This window comes from Arenibacter catalasegens, assembly GCF_002909235.1.
Taxonomy (GTDB): Bacteria; Bacteroidota; Bacteroidia; order Flavobacteriales; family Flavobacteriaceae; genus Arenibacter; species Arenibacter catalasegens.
Window position 1 is genome coordinate 17054 of sequence record NZ_PHQQ01000018.1, and the last position, 20154, is coordinate 37207.

Annotated in this window: 12 protein-coding genes; 8 read left to right on the plus strand and 4 right to left on the minus strand. The window is 40.6% G+C overall.

The window, feature by feature from the left end:
• Positions 1–2 precede the first annotated feature (2 nt).
• The 7 genes from CWD90_RS14140 (at position 3) to CWD90_RS14170 (ending at position 11987) form a co-directional block, all read left to right on the plus strand.
• Complete coding sequence (locus CWD90_RS14140) at positions 3–1508, plus strand: RagB/SusD family nutrient uptake outer membrane protein (protein ID WP_103476798.1); 1506 nt, start codon at positions 3–5, stop codon at positions 1506–1508.
• Positions 1509–1638: 130 nt separating this feature from the next.
• On the plus strand, positions 1639–3498 hold the full coding sequence (locus CWD90_RS14145; protein WP_103476729.1) for an arylsulfatase: 1860 nt from the start codon (positions 1639–1641) through the stop codon (positions 3496–3498).
• A 306-nt stretch (positions 3499–3804) separates the two neighbouring features.
• On the plus strand, positions 3805–5589 hold the full coding sequence (locus tag CWD90_RS14150) for an alpha-L-fucosidase (RefSeq protein ID WP_103476730.1): 1785 nt from the start codon (positions 3805–3807) through the stop codon (positions 5587–5589).
• Positions 5590–5607: 18 nt separating this feature from the next.
• Positions 5608–7146: a sialate O-acetylesterase gene (locus tag CWD90_RS14155; RefSeq protein ID WP_205161246.1), complete on the plus strand. Its 1539-nt coding sequence runs from the start codon at positions 5608–5610 to the stop codon at positions 7144–7146.
• A 100-nt stretch (positions 7147–7246) separates the two neighbouring features.
• Positions 7247–8794: an alpha-L-fucosidase gene (locus CWD90_RS14160; RefSeq protein WP_103476732.1), complete on the plus strand. Its 1548-nt coding sequence runs from the start codon at positions 7247–7249 to the stop codon at positions 8792–8794.
• A gap of 28 nt (positions 8795–8822) precedes the next feature.
• Positions 8823–10406 carry a sulfatase family protein gene (locus CWD90_RS14165; protein ID WP_157941236.1) on the plus strand — a complete coding sequence of 528 codons (1584 nt, stop codon included), beginning with the start codon at positions 8823–8825 and terminating at the stop codon, positions 10404–10406.
• 171 nt (positions 10407–10577) lie between these two features.
• A complete protein-coding gene (locus tag CWD90_RS14170) occupies positions 10578–11987 on the plus strand; it encodes a sulfatase-like hydrolase/transferase (RefSeq protein WP_103476734.1) in 1410 nt (469 codons plus the stop codon).
• 103 nt (positions 11988–12090) lie between these two features.
• Here CWD90_RS14170 and CWD90_RS14175 read toward each other — a convergent pair whose 3' ends face one another.
• The 4 genes from CWD90_RS14175 to CWD90_RS14190 are packed head-to-tail and all read right to left on the minus strand — an operon-like array spanning position 12091 to position 18397.
• Positions 12091–12825, minus strand: coding sequence for a DUF6250 domain-containing protein (locus CWD90_RS14175; protein WP_157941237.1), 735 nt, complete (start codon positions 12823–12825; stop codon positions 12091–12093).
• Between the two features lie 11 nt (positions 12826–12836).
• On the minus strand, positions 12837–15632 hold the full coding sequence (locus tag CWD90_RS14180; protein WP_103476736.1) for a chitobiase/beta-hexosaminidase C-terminal domain-containing protein: 2796 nt from the start codon (positions 15630–15632) through the stop codon (positions 12837–12839).
• Positions 15633–15647: 15 nt separating this feature from the next.
• The gene (locus tag CWD90_RS14185; RefSeq protein WP_205161247.1) at positions 15648–17120 is read right to left on the minus strand and encodes a sulfatase-like hydrolase/transferase; all 1473 of its coding nucleotides are present in this window, start codon (positions 17118–17120) and stop codon (positions 15648–15650) included.
• 26 nt (positions 17121–17146) lie between these two features.
• Positions 17147–18397 (minus strand): glycoside hydrolase family 88 protein, encoded by a 1251-nt coding sequence (locus CWD90_RS14190; protein ID WP_103476737.1) that lies wholly within the window; start codon positions 18395–18397, stop codon positions 17147–17149.
• A 679-nt stretch (positions 18398–19076) separates the two neighbouring features.
• On the opposite strand from CWD90_RS14190, the gene CWD90_RS14195 reads away from it, so the two are divergent.
• Positions 19077–20003 (plus strand): SMP-30/gluconolactonase/LRE family protein, encoded by a 927-nt coding sequence (locus tag CWD90_RS14195; protein ID WP_103476800.1) that lies wholly within the window; start codon positions 19077–19079, stop codon positions 20001–20003.
• Positions 20004–20154: the final 151 nt, after the last annotated feature.

Here is a 20154-nt window from a genome sequence, read left to right on the forward strand (position 1 = left end):
AAATGAAAAATATTATAAAATCTAGAATTGGGTTAATGCTAACAGCAATTTCACTTTTCATCACTATAAGTTGTTCCGATTTTCTTGAGGAAACAGATCCATCCAATATTACGGCCGAAAGCTATTTTAAGACAGCAGAGCATGCGGAGACTGCTATATTTTCTATCTATTCCAGTTTAAGGTCTGTAAGGGGTGGATCATATGGCGGTAGTCCATGGCTGATGTTGGAATTTGCAACCGGACTTGCCGATAGTGATTTGGGCCAGGCCGATAACAGCAATATTATTCGAAATTTGACCAATACCTCAGATAATGGTTACGGCAAAGTGTATTGGGATAGTAGTTATAAAGGAATTGCCAATGCTAATTTGGCGATTGCAAACATTCCGGAAATTGCTATGGATGAAGTAAAGAAAAATAAACTATTGGGTGAGGCAAGGTTTTTAAGGGCTTATTTTTACTATAACTTAGTCAGAATTTTCGGGGAGGTTCCTTTAATTACAGATCCTATTGATCTAGGCTCAGAAAATCTTTATGCCTCACCAGAATCTGTTGAGAATATCTATGCTTTAATTGAAGATGATCTAACCTTGGCAGAGTCTTCGGGATTACCTTTTAATGACACCTCGGGAAAAGTTACTATGGGTGCCATTAAGTCCCTATTGTCAAGCGTTTACCTTACCATGGCAGGTTATCCTTTACAAAAAGGAACTGAATATCATAAAAAGGCAGCAGATAAATCCAAGGAAGTAATCGATTCAGAACAATACAGTTTATTTCCATCATATGCAGATCTTCACGATTCCTCAAAGAATAATATTGGGGAGAATATTTTTATGGTACAATATGAAGCTTTTGTGGATCCCTCGGATTGGCAGCCATTAATAATCCCGTACAATATGAATATTTCCGCATATTCGGCCCAAACTGGTGCAATTTATGCAAATCAGGATTTTGTTCAATCCTATGAGGCCGGTGATAAAAGGGTTGAAGAAAAGGAATATTATTACACGACCTATACCTCAAAATTTGATAGGAACGAAACCATCGTCTTGGGAGGTTACTTTTTATATAAACATTTTGATATTGTAGCCAACCTTGAAACGGCCAGCAGTGACCTTAATTGGGATTTAATTCGTTATGCCGAGGTACTCTTGATTTATGCCGAAGCCCAGAATGAGATTTCCGGACCAACAGCTGATACCGAAGAGGCATTGAACAAAATTAGAAGGAGAGCCGAACTTCTTGAATATTCAGGACTAAGCAAAGAACAATTCAGGGAAGCCGTTTGGAAAGAGAAATGGCATGAATTAAGCTTCGAAAATGTAACATGGTTCGACATGGTCCGTTTAAGAAAGGCTTTGAATGTGGCGACGGGCAACTTTGAGGATTTTGTTGGACATACATTTGCTTATGGACCACAGCTGACCGAGCGAGAGTTATTATTTCCAATTCCTACGGATGAATTGCGTAATAATGAAAATCTTGTTCAAAATCCGGGGTATTAAAATATTCCACAATTCAAATGTGAATAATACAAACCCTTAGGGCTCTTTAAATCTCTGTTCTGGTAATCCAATGGCTTGCCAGGATAGGGATAAAAGGTATACATAGGAAATAAATTAAAATAATTAAGAAATGAATTTGAAACTATTCAGAAAGGGAATAATTGATGTTAGCCAAGGGGATATTCCCCAAATACATACCCATAATTCCCTAAAATTTGGTTTACGATTAGGGTTGTTATTTTTGTTTACCTCCTCTTTGGCTTTAAATGCCCAAAGTTTGGTAAAGAAAAAACCCAATGTAATCATTGTTATTACCGATGACCAGGGGATGGGGGATTTAGGTTGTTACGGAAATCCTTACATAAAAACTCCCAATATTGATGAGTTTTATAAGGAGTCGGTCCGATTTACCAACTTTCATGTATCCACCACCTGTGCCCCCACCCGTGGGGCCATCATGACCGGAAGACATACCAATAGGATAAATGTATTTCACACTATAACTGGCCGGTCCCTGCTTTTTGAGGATGAGGTAATTTTACCGCAAGTATTGGCTCAAAATGGATACACAAATGGTATGTTCGGAAAATGGCATTTAGGTGATAATTATCCGTACCGTCCGGAAGATAGGGGGTTTCATGAAGTTGTTCGACATGGTGGTGGTGGAATCACCCAAGGCCCGGATTATTGGGGGAACGATTATTTTGACGATACCTACTGGCACAATGGACAAACTCAAAAATACAAGGGTTACTGTACAGACGTCTTCTTTTCCGAAGCCATGGATTTTATAGAAGAAAACAAGAACGACCCTTTTTTCTGTTATATCGCTACCAACGCGCCACATGGACCATTGAATCTCCCAAAGGAATACTTGGATATGTATAAGAATGTCAAGGGCCTTGAGGAGCAGTATCAACGGTTTTACGGGATGATAACCAATATCGACGACAATTTTAAGTTGTTGCAAAAGAAATTGGACGAATTGAAGATAGCGGACAATACCATTTTGATCTTTATGACAGATAATGGTACCGCAGGAGGGAACAAGGTTTACGATGCAGGATTAAGGGGTTCAAAAGGAAGTGAATATGAAGGTGGCCATAGAGTGCCCCTCTTTATACGCTGGCCAGATGGTCAACTTACCGGTGGTAAGGACATAGACAAATTGGCCGCAGCCTATGATTTGCTGCCAACTTTTGTAGACGTATTGGGACTGGATTTTAATCCTGTGAAACCTTTGGATGGAACAAGTCTAAAACCCTTGCTTTATGGCAATGACGAAAACTGGGCCAGTAGAACACTGTATATAGATACCCAAAGACTGCAAAACTTGGTCAAATACAGAAAATACTCTGTGATGGATGACAATTGGAGGTTTGTAAACGGAACTGAACTATATAATATGAACAATGATCGGAGTCAGACTAAAAATGTTATCGATCAACATCCCGAAGTAGTTGAAAAACTGGCCTTGGGTTATGAAAAATGGTGGCAATCCTTTATGGATGAAGGTGTTAATGAAAAATATGCCTATATAAAAGTGGGATCTCCACAAGAAAACCCTAGTCGTATTTCTGCACACGATATGCTTACAGGAAAATTTAATGGCATGTGGCATCAATACGGGGCCGCAAGTGCAGTCCAGGCTACCGGAAGATGGAAAGTGCAATTCGTAGAAGATGGGGAATATAAAATTAGCCTCTGCCGATTTCCAAGGGAAAGCGGATTGGCAATTAACGCAACTTTCCCGGCACAGAAAAAAATAGTGGAGCTGGATAGGACTATGCCGGCCAGCGTAAAATCAGATTTTGAAAGTGCTTATTTGTATGTTGCCGACTTGGAGAAATTGGAGAAAATTGAAAACGGGCAGAAAGAAGTAACCTTTACTGGTAAGATTCCGGCGGGTAAATACGATATGGAAGCGCAACTTATAGATAAAGACAACAAAGTACATCCTGCGTATTATGTCTATATAGAGAAATTGTAAAAGGGAATTTATATTGGGTAAACCTTGATTGTAATCGATGTTTTCCATTAGTCAAAAGTTATTGTGGCACCCTCATTGTCTTGGGTGCCTCAATCTCAAATCACAGGAATTAACACTTCAGAACCAAAAATTTTTACACAGGATATTACCGTTCGTTGCTTTCACGTATTAAAGAAAAAGGAACAACTTGATCTATGGTCAAATTTGTTTTCTATGGATTGGTATGGCTAAGTTCAAAAAAATAATCCTTGACATGATAGGCCTTGGTAACCTGCATTATTATAAATATTACCATCTATTATTAAAATGAAAAAAATTGTATTTGTACTAAGTTTGGTGGCTTCACACCTTATACATGCACAGCATGACAAAACCAAATCAATGGACGAAATGTGGGGCGAACAGAATACACTGGGCGCAGATGCCCCCGCTTCCCGAACAGCCCTATTTGATGATGGCAATTATGCCATGTTTATCCATTGGGGTATTTACTCCAACATTGCCAACAAATGGAAAGATAGCACCTATTATGGGATTAGCGAATGGATCATGAATCCTAGAAGGGCCAATATTCCAGTTGACGAATATATGGCGGAGGCAAAAAACTTCGATCCAGTAAATTTTGATGCCAAGGCAATTGCCCAATTGGCTAAAGATGCCGGAATGAAATATATTGTCGTTACCAGTAAACACCATGATGGTTTTGCCATGTACGACTCCAAAAGCAATGATTTCAATATTGTAAAGGCCACTCCCTTTGCCAGAGACCCTATGAAAGAACTGGCAAGAGCCTGTAAAGAACTTGGGCTTGGATTTGGATTTTACTATTCGCACAATCAGGACTGGACCTTTCCGGGGGGTAATGGCGGTCCCAAGGTCAATAAAAAAGGCAAAGAGGTGGACTTCGACTATTATTTCAAAAATAAGTGCCTTCCCCAGGTTAAGGAAATAGTTACGGAATATGGGGATATTGCCATGGTTTGGTTTGATACTCCGGGTAATATGGAGAAGAAATATGTAGCAGAATTGGTCGATGTGGTGCGCAAGCATCAACCCAATGCTATGATTTCTGGTAGGGCAGGCCACGGATTAGGAGATTATAAATCCTTGGGCGATATGAATATTCCCGTTAAAAATATTGGGGGTCTATGGGAAACGGTAGATGTTACCAATGACTCTTGGGGATATGCCTGGTACGATCATAATTGGAAGAGCCCTAAACGCATTTTGAAGAGTATAATCTCTACACTGGCCCGGGGGGGCACCTATATGTTGAATGTTGGGCCCGCACCTGATGGCAGTATTCCGTCAGAGGCGCAGGAATCGTTAAGAGCTTCGGGAGAGTGGATCGGTAGATATCCTCAGGTAATTTATAAGACTGCTGCTTCGCCATGGGGGCGAAAGTTGCCCTGGGGAGATGTTACCATATCTTCCAACGGCAAATTGAACCTCTGCGTTTATGAATGGCCTATAGATGGTAAATTGTGGCTTCCTGGCCTAAAGAATAATATTACCTCCGCAAAGCTTTGGGTAAACGGAGAACAGCTAAAATTGGAGACCAGCAGGGATGGGGATTGGGCCGCATTAATTCTTCCGGCCAAACGTCCAGAAAGCTTGATTTCCATTATAGAGGTTGAGGTAGATGGCCGTCCTGAGGTAGATACCAGCTCCAGTCTAGACCCCATTTTTGCAACGGTACTTCCTGTGGATTTCGCCACAGCGGAAGGTGCTGCCATCACAGAAAAAAGGTGGATGGAAAAATTTGGGGAGTGGAAGCATATTGAACAAGCCCAAGATTGGACAGATAAGGGTAAAGTGACTTGGAAGGTAGTGGTGAAAGAGCCCGGTTACTACCAAATAGAACTCAATTATGCAGGATCTGGCCGCTTGGTATGGAATATTACTTCGGACGAGGGAAATGTTGTTCAGAACCAGCAAAACTCTTCAGAGGTCTACAATTATTATGAAATGGGACTTTTGAAATTTGAAAAGGCTGGAGAGCATACCATAACCGTGTCTTTGGTAGATGGAAATAGGAAAGGTGCCAGTCTCAAAGAAATACGATTGACTCCTGAGGGAAGTATGGAATAAAACCAATAATTTAGTAGAATGACGAAAAAGCCATACATCTTAGTACAACTTGTTTTTCTATTATTTTCTATATCAATTGCACGTTCGCAGGAATTAGAACCATCCAGTTTATTCTGCAATAACATGGTATTGCAGCGTGGCACGGAGGTCCCTGTATGGGGAGTTGCAGCGCCAAAGGAAAGGATAACGGTAAAATTTGCCGGTCAGACCTCCTCAACAAAAGCAGGGAAAGATGGTAAATGGATGGTTGAATTAGGTCCCTTGCAAGGTTCGAAAATTCCTCGGGAAATGACTATTAGTGGAAATACGGAAATAGTTTTGTCCAATGTGGTAGTGGGTGAAGTTTGGGTATGCTCTGGACAGTCAAACATGCAATTTTCTGTAGACAATGTTCTTGAAACAAAAGCACTGTTGGCTTCTTCAAAAAACATTAGAAGTTTTGAGGTGAAGAGAACCGTTTCCTACAAAGAAGAAGACAATGTTATTGGAAAATGGGCAGATGTACCCCCAACAAGTGCAGTTGCATTTGGTTTTGCATACTTTCTTGAAAAAGCTGAAGACATTCCTATTGGAATAATACATGCCTCTTGGGGAAGTTCTTCCCTTGAAGCATGGATGCCTCGGGACATGGGTAAAGAGTTGCCTTATTTTAAAGATATTATGGAGGCTTTTGATGCCGATACGGTAACTAGAGCTAAAATCATCTCATCAATTTCTTCTCCTAACGGCTGGTCTAACGAAGAGGATATTTTTATGCGTAGGCAACCCAATATTCTTTATAATGCCATGATGAAGCCATTGGCTCCTTATGCCTGTAGAGGCTTGGTTTGGTACCAAGGGGAACGGAATACGCGTTACTTTTTCGGGGTACCAGAAGTAACAGAGGACAATTGGTACCACAGGGTTATAGGAATGCACGAATATGGAGATGTTCTTAAATCATGGATCAAGCGTTATAGAAAAGAATGGAAAAATAATAAGATGCACTTCTCCATAGTAATGCTTCCAGGTTATGGTAAAGGCACTAACAACAACCCGGATATCGACCCTAAAAGTCCTACCGCCATGTCTTGGGCATGGATGCGTGAATCGCAATTAAAAGTATTGGATCTTCCTAATACCAATGTTGTCAACACCATTGATCTTGGCGATGAAAAAAACGTGCATCCCAAGGACAAGCTCCCTATTGGAATTAGATTGGCACTACTCGCTGAAAAACATACCCTTAATAAGGATGTGGTTTCAGAAGGCCCCATTCTAAAGGTTGTTAAGGCACAAAATAATACACTGATAATTCATTTTAAGAATGCACAAGGTTTGAAAACTATCGATGGAAAAGCACCTCTAGACTTTTGGATTGCAGATGAATTATTGCACTGGCAAGTGGCGGATTCAAAGTTGGATGGAGAAACAGTAGTGCTGTACAATGATAAAATTAAGAAGCCCATATATGTGCGATATGCCTTTGCTGGAAAACCTGACGTAAACTTGGTCAATGGCGCAGACTTGCCGGCATATCCCTTTAGAACGGATAATGATGTTCCTAAGGATGATTAAATTTAAATTGGAATTTTGCTTTTGGTTGCAAAAACGATAACTGTTATAAGCTTACAATCAAAAAAGAACAAAAAATAGTAGATTTGAGTTTTGGCCAAGGATGAAAATAGGTGAAGTTAGGATAGATAAATATCATTATAAAGATAATATGGGCAAATTAAAAAAAGTTAGTTTAAAGGCGGGCTGGTTTATTCTTCAGTTATTTCTAATAGCGATACCAGTGAATGCTCAAGATGCACCCGATCCTTACGCCGAAACTGCAAACAATAGCATTAAAAAAGAAATTGACCCAATAATAATCAAGGGGGATGAGATTAACTTGCTTTCAGGTGGTCTCGCCGAAAAAGGTTCCAATTTAAAAACTACGGATCTAAATTTTATGTTCCAATGGATTGAGTCCGAGGCTGCGGGGCCATACATCATAAAATGGAATTTGGAATCATCCAAAGAGGAAAGTTATGATGTCGTTGCTAGAATCCTTGGCGAAAATGTAGAGGGAATATTATCCTGCAATGGACAAAGTCATAAGTTTTCCTTCAATGAAAAAGAGTGGTCCGAAATTAATCTTGGGACTGTTAAATTAAAAAAAGGACTCAATAGGCTGCAGTTGGAAATAGAATCGGATAAAGTGTTTAAACTATCTGCGTTGGAATTAATTGAACCTACTTATGGCAGGGAAATAGATCAAGAAGCTCTCAAATTGAGGCAAAAAGCAGACTGGTTCAAAGGTTCCGGTTACGGCTTAATGTTTCAGTGGACCAATAGGGCAACTCCGGAAAAAGGTGATACGATCAGGGCATGGGAAGATAAAGTCAATGATTTTGATGTTGAAGAATTTGTGAATATGGTGGAGGAATCCGGGGCGGAATATGTCATCTGGTCAATGACGTGGGGGCAACAGTATATTTCCGCACCTATTGCATCCTTGGATAAGGTATTAAAAGGACGAACAACTAAACGGGATCTTTTGGGCGAAATGGCGGATCGACTTTATGCAAAAGGAATCAAATTAATATTCTACTATCATTATGGCTATGATTGCTATCATTCAATAGACGCTACTTGGATGGAGGCGTCAGGGGGCTATAAGGCCGATAAAACGGAATTGTACGGCAACATTAAGAACATCGTGGCGGAGGTTGGTAATAGATATGGGAACAAATTGGACGGATGGTTTTTTGATGGGGCACAACGCTATTACGACACACATTTTGATGGCAGTTTCGGAGGTGTTTCCACAGCGAATTTTAGGGAGATAAGTAGCGCCGCCAAAACAAATAACGCTCAACGGATAATTGCCTATAATTCTTGGATTTTGCCCATGGTAACGGAATATCAGGATTATTATGCCGGAGAGGGTCTAAAACAATTTGCTGGACTTGAGGACGGTGTATTTCCTGAAGGAAATTATAAGGGCTTACAGGCACATACCTGTTTCACTTTAGAAAAAAGATGGGGACACATCGATAAGAATACCACCATTGCCAGCCCGGGCCATTCACTTGAGGAACTTATTGGCAGAATTGAACATGCGCAAAAAAATCGATATCCACTTTCCATAAATCTTGAAATGTATGAGGACGGTTCGGTTTCGCCAGAGTCAAGGGCATTATTGCGAAAAGTTCGTCAGGGTATACGTGGGAAATAGATTTATAAAAATTAATTTAAAGGAAATCATGCATTTATTCAAAAAGGGCCTTAGTGTTTTATTGCTATTATTTTCAATAACAACTGGGGCGCAAAATTTACAGAAACCAAATATAATCATCATTTACACCGATGACCAAGGTTATGGTGATGTTGGAGCACTAAATCCGGAGGCTAAATTTAGGACCCCAAATATGGATAAATTGGCCAATGAGGGAGTCATTTTTACGGACGGCCATAGTAGTGATGCAGTCTGCACCCCCTCTAGATATTCCTTGTTAACAGGGCGATACAGTTGGAGGACATCTCTAAAAAAAGGGGTTCTTGGTGCGGATGGCCCCTGTTTGATAGAAAAGGATAGGATGACCATTGCCTCCTTACTGAGGGATAATGGCTATAATACCGCTATGGTAGGGAAATGGCATCTACAAATGGAGTTTGAAGGAAGTTTGGGCAAGGATCGTGACTGGTCAAAACCCTTTACCGATGGTCCTATTGAGAAGGGGTTTGACTATTTTTTCGGGATTCCCGCTTCCATGAATTATGGTATTCTTACCTATTTGGAAAATGATAGGGTTTTGGATCCTCCAGTGTTATGGATTAAAAAGAAAGATGATGAAAAGGCAAGGTCTTACGGGAACCGGATAAACCCGGCAGCCTACAGAATGACACCCCCATATGAAAAAGAGGGAGGTAAAGGCTGGGTAGAAGCAGCACCATCTTTTAATGATGAGTTGGTACTTGAAACTCTGGCCAACAAGGCAGTGGAGTATATTGATGAATCTTCCAAGGATGCAAAAAATGGCAAGCCTTTCTTTTTGTACTTGCCATTGACAAGTCCACATTTGCCACATAGTACTCACCCCGATTTTCAAGGTCGTAGCAACTGTGGTAATTATGGAGATTTTATGGAAGAAACAGATCATAGGGTGGGACAAGTACTGAATGCCTTGAAAGCTAATGGTATTGAAGACAATACTTTAGTGATTTTTTCTTCGGATAATGGCGCGGAAACCAATTACGTTATTCAACGGGATGACTATAACCATTTTAGCAGTCTAAATTTTAAGGGTGGCAAACGCGACATTTATGAAGGGGGTCATCGGGTACCTTTCTTAATGCGTTGGCCAAATGCAATAAAGGCAGGGACAAAGGTAGATGTCCCTGTATGTCAGACCGATTATCTTGCGACTATTGCCGATATCATTGGAGTAAAGCTGCCGGATAATGCAGGTGAGGATAGTTATAGCCTGTTGCCGATTTTAAAAGGGGAGACCTACAATAAAAAAATTAGAGGGCCGGTAATCCATCATTCCGTAACGGGTGACTTTGCCATACGCGATGGGAAATGGAAATTGAACATGCTGCGTGGTTCAGGGGGTTCCTTGGAACCTAGATTTATTCAACCCAAAGTTGGGGAAGCGGTATTTGAGCTTTATAATATGGAGGAAGACCCTGGTGAAACCACCAACCTTTATTTTGAACATCCTGATGTGGTGAAAAGACTAAGAAAAAATATAATAAAGATCATTAAGGACGGTAGAACAACAGCCGGGAAACCTCAGGCTTATGTAAAAGAGAATTGGGAGTTGCCCAATTGGATCAAATCGTAGGTCTAATCCCAACGAAATGTAGCAATAATTCAATTCCCTCCTTATTGATCGAAATGAGCAAAAGAAAGGGCGAACTGAGAAATCCTATTTTAAGCGCAACCCTTAGGTTTGCTATATGCCTAATTTCCTTTTACCCATTTATAACCCATGCTTAAAAATAAAAATTAAGAAATGAAAATAAGATCTATAATCTTGTTCATTAGTTCCCTACTGCTCCTATCATGTGGTGGCAAACAAGAAGCTAAAAAGGAGGTAGTTTCCAAGGAAGAAACCCCACCTAATATCATATTCATTTTCGCTGATGATTGGGGCTATGGCGATTTGGGAATTCACGGAAGCAGCTTTTGCAAGACACCTAATCTAGATAAAATGGCGGCCGAAGGTATCGATTTTCAGAACTTCTCTGTTGTAAATCCTGTTTGTTCCCCAAGCAGGGTGGCTGTAATGACAGGTCAATACCCTGCACGACAAAGTGTTCATGGGCATTTTGCTTCCGTAGAATCACATATTCAAAGAAATATGCCGGATTGGTTGAATCCCCAGGCTCCCTTACTTCCCAAAATGTTAAAGGAAGCTGGATATTCCACGGCCCATTTTGGTAAATGGCATTTGTCCAATACCCATGTTGAAGATGCACCTTCTCCCTTGGAGTATGGATACGATGAGTATGGCGCATTTAATTTACCGAGCAACTTACATCAAATGCAGGCCGATTCTACTATATATAAAACTATTGATTTTGTGAAGCGCAATAAGGATAAGCCATTTTTTGTAAATGCCTGGATCCATGCAACGCATACTCCGCATTACCCTAAGGAGGAGTACATGCAACAATTTGCACATTTAGATGAACAGGAACAGGTTTATGCCGCTGTTGTGGCCGAGTATGATGCGCGTATTGGAAAACTGTTTGCCGCTCTAAAAACTTTGGGAATCGATGAGAATACTTTGGTTGTCTTCTCTTCTGATAATGGGCCCGAAATAACTGGTAAAAATAAAATAACGGAGGATAATTCTACAGGACCAGGTTTGGGAACTTATTATTCGGTAGGGGAAACTGGTGGACTAAAAGGTCGTAAGCGTTCCCTTTTTGCAGGCGGTGTGCGTATACCGTTTGTGGTGCGCTGGCCCGGTAAAGTGCCAGCTGGAAGGATTGATAATACTACCGAAATGGCCACCATAGATTTACTGCCAACATTTTTGAATCTGGCAGGGGCAAGCTATACAGAGAATTACCAACCTGATGGCGAGAGTATAGTATCTGCTATTATGGGTAACGCTTTTAACCGACAAAAACCTATCTTTTGGGACTGGCGTTTTTCCAATGACCGAACAGATTTTTGGCCAAGTGCCGCTGTGCAAGAAGATAACTGGAAGCTATTGACGAATGATAAATTAGAAAGGACAGAACTATATAATATTGGTTTGGATTGGGCGGAGCAGAAGGATGTGTCTGCTGAAAATCCTGAAAAACTTAAGGAATTAAAGGGAAAGCTAAAAACTTTTAAAGAAACCCTACCTAAATCGGCCCCAGAAAATAGTTTTTCAAAAGCAAGAACGCCCCTTAATCCTATAGAATAGATGAGGATTACCAATCACGGAAGAAGACAAGACATTTTAAAAAGTGATGGGCTGAATTTACACCAAGGATTTTTCGTTATGATATTTTTTCGGGGATCAGGTCCTATTCTGCAGCCCCTAATCGGAATACTTGAAAATTGTCTATGGTCATATGGTTGTTTACCGTTCTAAGGCCAAAGTATCCACTTGTGTACGGTGAGGGGTCATAAAATTCAATGATGCATTGGCCATCGCGGTAATATTGAATAATTCCGTTGTACGCTATGATCTTGATCTTTGTTACCTTATTCGGCACTATCAGAAATTTTGGTTCCGAAAGGTCATGCTCTGGTAATAGGGGCCTATCCCCGGTTCCCGTATAGCGTCTGAAACGGGTTTTGGTATTGTCGTGTCCGCCAACACCCATATAATAAAGCCGCAGACTGTCATAATTGCTGAATTTACCTCCGCGTTTTTTTGAATTTGCAAAAAGATTATCAGGATTCTCAGGGTCTTTGGCCATCCAAAAACAATTAAGATCGGAAACACGGTCTTGAGATCCCCCTTGGGCTATTACATAGGCATCATATTGGATCATAATAGGGCCTTCCAATAGCTTATTGAACCAAATAGTACAACCAGTCACATCGGTAATTTCCAATTTTCCGTCAGTATTTAAAACTGTACCCCCGGGCATCTGCTCCACTTTCCAATTATCGAGTCCGTTTTTGAAATTATCTTTGTGGAACAATGTTGCTTTCGCGATAAGGGTATCGTTAATCACCACATCCTTTACTTTTTGGGAAAGGGCCTCCGAGAGCAACATAATTAAAAAAAATGATAGAATGGTTTGTTTCATAAACATAAGCATTATGGAAATTTGACCTTAAACGTTTTGGACTTATAGTCTCTCACAGCGGTTAGGCGCACGGTTTGGCCTTGGTACTTTGTAAGACTTTTTTGCAGATCCCCTATATTTTGAATCCGATCTTTATTCACTTGTTGAATTACCCAATCTTTATCCAATTTGGCCTCCAACCACATTGTAGCCTTTTCTTTGTTCAGCAATTTTATATAACATCCGTGGTTGTATCCTCCCGTTGCATCTATGAGGTCCGGGTCATCGGCAATATTTACCAGTAAGGCACCTTGTATCTCCATTTCCAGCGCTTTAATAGCGGGACTTCCAGTACTTTTTAAATATTTGCCAGAAATTAAAGTGCTTAACCAGCTGGGGTAAGTAAGCTCTTCAACTTTTTGGAAATTGGCTTCGGTGCTAAAGCCAATAGGAATGCCGTTCTCATTAAAAGTGCTGACTTTTAGCAAAGTGGATTTTTGCAATTTAATGGCTTCTTTATATGCTTGGGAGTTTACAGTTGGTTCTGTGCCGTCTAAGGTAAAATGAATTTTAGCATCCTTTGCAGCACGATTATCCGCCAATAACTCAACAGTAGTTTCCTCGGTGAATTCACCCCCAAAAGGGATAATACGGGTCATTTGATGCCCAAACTCATCCATAGGGAAATTCTTAAATCCCAATTTTAAGGCAGGAGATTTTTCACTTACCTGATAATTTCCCTTGATTGGATCCACAAAGCTGGGATCCGCTACCACAGAATTCAAATCATACCCTTCCTTTTGCCAGGCTTCCCAATTTTTATTTTCTGTCATGAGGAAATCATCCGGTTGGTTGATGTTCCAATACAGATTACTGTCATAGTGGTTGCTCCATTTGGTTTCTGTTGGTAAGGCTACAGGTCGGATAAAATTATCCGTAGGGTTCTCTTTGCCAGGTACGGCACCGGAAATAACGAAGATGTTTTGGTAGATTTCATCTTCAGATTCCTTTGGCCAAACATGCCATCCCAATGGTACAGAGCTTACGGTAATGTTATTGTAAACTTTGCGGGCCATACCATCGCGCAGCTTGATAGTGGATCCCAAGTTGAGGTTATTGTAGATTTCAAAATAGCTGGAACCATCATCAAGATCAATGGTCCAGTTTCCGGCACTGATAGATTTGCGATAATTGGCGATACGATTATTCCTTAGAATTACGGGATCGATAGCATCAAGCTTGGTAAGTTCTTTTATGAAATGCTCGTCTGTACCCCTTGACCCTTTCCATTGTCTTTCCCTTCCCCAAGAGTTAAATGGGCCGTGTTCGCCCGTCTCCCTTACTGTTTCCCAAATATCATTGTGCTCAATGATATGTCCGCCCCAAGTACCATCATTAATGCATATACCGGCTCGTGGGCAATTATAGATGGTATTATGTGAAGCTTTAATCTTATGGCTCATGGAGATATAAACGCCGGCAACTTGCTTTCCGACATCACCAAAATCGTGCATGATGGAGTTTTCTACACTACAGTTTTTAGGGTAATCAGGGGTTTTAGGGCCTGGTTCCATATCCATATGTTCACGCATTTTATTCCAGTCTTTCCCATGTATTTCACTGTCATCCCAAGTCTGGTAAAAACGCACGGCCGAAGGAGAGCCAACAAAACAGACTGCGCTTTCGCCAGTATGTACAAATTTGCAGGCCTGTACCGTATTGTTACGGTTGTAATTACTCATAAATACTCCGTTACCTCCTATGTACTCAAAGCTGCAGTCTGCTACTAGGCAATTTTCGGCACCTTCCATAAAAACGGCCCCGCCCCTATGAATGGCCCAATCGCCACGGGCCACGGGTTCATACCTCTCCATAAAGGTGAACGTAGAATGCGTGAAATGAAATCCCTTTAATTGAATTTGTTGTACTGGGGATTCCTTACTACCTTTTAGTTGTATGAGATCTTTTAGAACAGGAACCTCAAAGGTGGCCTCTGTCAACATTAGACCTGGGCTAGGATAATAATATAAAAGATTGGCCTTGGTATCCAAAAACCATTCATTCGGCATATCCAGTTCCTCAAATATGTTCTCTATAAAAAACCAGGACGCCTTATTTTCCTTGCCGCCAATGCCATGGATTCGTTGCAATTGCCATCCTCCTTCCCCTAGATGGACTTTATTTTCTTCCCTGTCAACTTCTTTGATCCGGTATTGCATATTTCCCCAATTATGGCTTTGGTAGGCATGAACAATACCCGTTTCTGGATTGTTCCAGATATTGGTCGAAAAATGCTGTGGATCGTAGGAGAACCAACTGTCATAACGATGATCCGTTCCTCCGGTAACTTGTTGGTAACCCTTTCCGCCCCTTAGGGGGTTTTCATAATCGTAGTTTGGAAATCTTGCCCTTACTTGACGATCATTGTTAATGAACAGTTGATCAAATGTTAGCCCCTCTGGTACTGTCGTAACCCATATTCCGTCCTTGTACTCGCGCCAATCCAAATTTTCCAATCGCTTGGAACCTTTAATGGTAACCTTGGCTCCGGGAAGGGCCGAGAAAATAACGGGATTTTTTGAAGTGCCCGAGTGTTCACTGCCTAGGACCATAGTTTGGTCCAAATAGTAGTTCCCTTCATTAAACCATACGTTGACCGTTTCTGTTCCAGCAAACTTCTTTACTTCTGTCAGTGCCCTTGAAAAGGTTGCAAACGGACTTTCTTGGGTACCTTCCCCAAGGTCGTTCCCAGATGGGGAAACAAATATTTCTTTGGCTAGAAGTTGACCGACCAGTAACAAAAAAAGGATTGCAAATTTAAATCTCATAATAAGCTTATTGTTCTAATTGGATTCTTGATCCCACAGTCTATACGGATCGTCATGGGCCACCATTTGTTCTAGCAGTAGTGCCTCCATTTCCCCTAATTTATCACTGTATTTGGGATTATGCGCCAGATTGGTTTGCATTTCGACAGGTTTATTATGCTCTGGTAAATATTCATTGGGGTTTTCAGCCAGATTAAAAAGTTGGGTTTTCCTAACTGCCCCGTCCATAACATCGTACTTTATTAATTTCCAGTCTCCTTTTTTCACCGTACGCATACCCGGTTTGGTACCTCCTGCGTAAACCCCGTACATAACCTCCCTAACCACCTCTTTTTCGCCCTTTAGGACTGGAACAAAGCTTTTTCCTTCCACCGTAGCAGGGGTCTGTATTCCGGCCAGTTCACAAAGTGTTGGTAATACATCCAAAAGATAAATATTTCCTTTAACGCGTTTGCCAGCTTCCAGTCCGGGGCCTTTAACAATAAAGGGTACTCGCCATGTGTGCTCGTATAAATTTTGCTTTCCCATTAAACCATGGCGACCAATAGACATGCCATGGTCTGAAGTGTAAATAATGTAGGTATTGTCCAGCTCACCTGAAGCCTCAAGTTTAGCGAGCACTTTATTCAATTGAATATCTATATTTTCGGAACAGGCATATTCACGACCCAATTCATTGCGGACGGTCTGTTCATCCCTATTTTTCCATACACCACTTACACGTTCCTCATCCCTGAGTTCCGGGTGGCCATGAAAGAAAGGATGTGCGTTTAGGTAGTTTTCCTGTAATTGGGGCTGTTTTGGGTTGGCAGGAGGAAGACTATTTTGATCGGTATGGTTTGTTGCTCCGTATTTTTCCAGAAGTTCGGGGGTACCGTCGCGCGTATCATGCGGATGCGAAAAACCAAAGTATATGAAAAAGGGATCCTTCTCCTGGGTTTCCTCCCTATCGCTTAGATAGTTTAATACTTGCTCTGCATGCCAGGCACTTCCTGATTCTTCCGTGCCTCCACGTTTGGTGGCATCATGCACTACAGTAAACTGCTTATTGGCCGCGGCATAGGAGTTCCCTTTTTTACAGGTACGCATGGTGTTGTACCCGGCCCTATTAAAAACTGCAGCTATAGATTGCTGTTCTAAACTATCGGGAGCCACACTTTCTTTATATCCCGCACTTTTAGGCAAATGCCATAAGGTTCTACCGGTCATGATCATATGCCTTGAAGGCGTACATACCGCACCTAATGCTGCACCCATGTGACGGGCACTTTCAAAAACAACACCTTGTTTGGCCAATTCGTTTATAGTTGGGGTTTCCAGAATGGAATTGGGGTCATACGTCTGTAGGTCAAAGGGCGATTGGTCATCCACCAAGACGAATAGGAAGTTGGGTTTTTTTTGGGTCTTGTCTTTTTTTTGGGCACAGCCCACAAAAAGAATCGAGACCATGGCTACCACACAGGCGGTATATAATAGTTTTCTATTCATAATTATTGGATTGGATTATAATTTTCTTATTTGGTTTTGGTTACTATGGATGCGGTTAAAGGAATGCCGGATTTGAGTTTTTTCAACCTTAGAAGTGCCTCCACATAATAATAATCTGCGTAATTAATGGAATAGTCAATTTCGCTGCCATTGGGTTTATGGCCTGTGGAATGCAGTAAAAATGCTGAATTTTTATCTTTGCTTTGGTAGTTGTTGGATAGCTCTACAAGCATTTTTTCGGCTTTGTCCAAATAATTTTTGGCAAGAATTGAATCTTTGGTGAAGGTAGAAAGTTCCAAAAGCGCTGATGAAACCAAGGCCGCTGCCGAGGCATCCCTTGGTTCATTGGGGATGTTGGGCGCATTAAAATCCCAATAGGGAATTAGATCATTAGGTAGGCGTTCCAGATATACTTTGGCAGTCTTTTGTGCAAGATCTAGATACTTGGCATCACCCGTTTCCCTAAATACCATGGTATAACCATAAATGGCCCATCCCTGTCCACGGGCCCACATACTATCATCGGCATATCCTTGATGGGTAACCCCTTTAATTTTATCCCCAGTTTCCCTGTCGTAGACCACTACATGGTATGAAGTGTAATCTGGTCTAAAATGATTTTTCATTGTTACATCGGCATGGCTTACCGCGATGTCATATAGGGATTTGTCACCTCCATTTTTTGAAGCCCAGAACAAAAGTTCCAAGTTGATCATGTTATCCATAATGGTATTGTGCTGGGGCCATTCCATATTGGGTACTTCGCGGGGCCAAGAAAGGATGGTACCTACTTTTGGATTGAACAAAGTAGCCAAAGTGTCCGCGGTTTTAAGTATAATTTCCTTGTATTCAGGGTTTCCAGTTAGCCTATATCCATTTCCAAAACTGTTGAAGACCTGGAAGCCTAGATCATGGTCCAGGGCAGGAGTAACCGAAAGAGGGGTGAGATACCTACTGAAGGCATCGGCTTGTTCTTTCCATTTTAGGTCATTGGTGTTTTCATATAGATACCACAGGGTTCCAGGCCAAAATCCGCTTGTCCAATCCGTGTAGTTTATAAAACGCCATTCCTGACTATCTGGGGCAATATTTCTCGGAATACTTTTGTTATCGTTGGGAATAAGAGTTAGGGTCTGGGAGGCTTGGTGCTCACAATATGCTAGTTGTCTTTCTATATCAAAGGTTGAGGTATTGCTTTTTTGAGTTTTTTTATTGCCGCAACTAATCGCCAAGCATAGCAAAACAAAGGAAGCTAAAATTTGTAATTTATTTGTCATTATTTAATGGTTGGTCATTTGTGAGGTTCAGGTTATAATAGGCCATAATAATTGCACATATGCGTATGATCATTGCTTCCAATTTGTGTTTTAAAAAACTATTGATTAAGCCTATAAATTCATGAAATTTTTATTGTAATAACTTGGAAGTTGCAATAAGCTCTTATGTGCACAATATAAGCACAAAAAAATAAAATTAATTAACTCTCTTGATATCAGTGTATACGAGGATTGATTAAGCTAATGGGTTAAAAAGCTTTACTAAATTTTTGTGGTTAAAATATTAACGAGCCGTGGGGTATGGTAAACAAAAGAGCTTATTGCAAGTAAACAATTTTTCATAAAAATTATTGTTACCCATATCTGAATTCTATTATTACTTGGTGCCAATTTAGGAATAAACATGTACTCCATTTTAGTGAGTTTTAAGTCATTTTTTCCATGAAAATATTCTGTTGTAGCTATCTAATTTTAATATGTATATTTAAAAGTGAAATTTCTCTTGATTATCGTTGGCCTTGCTTTCTGATAATTTGGAGAGAAATCCATGTGTCCATGGCAGCAGGTTTCCTCGATGAAATAAGATTCCAAATGGGTGGTTAAAATTAATTGTTAACAGTTTTCAATATCTCTAATGAACATGATTTACAACTTAAGTTCTTCTATTAAATACAAATTAATGGTCCTATGTTTAGTACTCTTAATTGCAGGATGTAAGGAAAAACAAGACAAGAACACGCATATTAATTCAGAGGAAATTGCCCACGAACAAAAACAGGGATTGTACCAAAGTAACGAATTTACCAAACTGTCTCTCTTTCCGTCCGGAATTGAGGGCCCTGCCGTGGATGCCAAGGGAATCTTATATGCGGTTAATTTTGATAGTACAGGAACCATAGGCAAGGTGGATTCCAATGGAGAAGCTTCCCTATTTGTTAATTTGCCAGAGGGTAGTATTGGCAATGGAATTCGTTTCAATAGCAAGGGCGAAATGTTCATAGCAGATTATACCAAGCATAACATATTAAAGGTGGACATGGGTACCAAAGAGATCAGTGTATTTGCCCATAATGATAGTATGAACCAACCCAATGATATCGCAATAATGGACAACGATATACTTTTCGCCAGTGATCCAGATTGGAAAAATTCAAAAGGACAAATTTGGCGGATAGATTCGGATGGAGCTTTTAGTCTGTTGGAAGGAGATATGGGAACTACTAATGGGATAGAGGTAAGTCCGGACAATAAAATACTTTATGTTAACGAATCGGTGCAGCGCAATGTATGGGCATACGACCTTTCACCTAAGGGGGAAATAAGTAATAAACGTCTGCTTATTAAATTTGAAGATTTTGGCATGGACGGCATGCGTACAGACATCAAAGGAAATTTATATATCACCCGCCACGGTAAGGGCACAGTAGTTAAAGTTTCACCTCAAGGCAAAATATTAAAGGAAATAGAATTAAAGGGAAAAACTCCCTCGAACATCGCTTTTGGTGGAAATTATGGCACAACGGCCTTTATAACGCTTCAGGACAATGGTAATTTTGAAACCTTTGAAACGGAAGACCCTGGAAGGGAATTTTCAATGAAAAAGTAGCTTTAAATATTTAGAACTAAGCTTACTGTAGTTGTTCAGCTATATTGGAAGGGATTACTTAGTGCTTTAAAATTTTGGCTTCCTAGGACTCCTAAAACAATAATATGGGCGAATATTTCAAGATGGCGAAAATTTCATATATTCATGATGT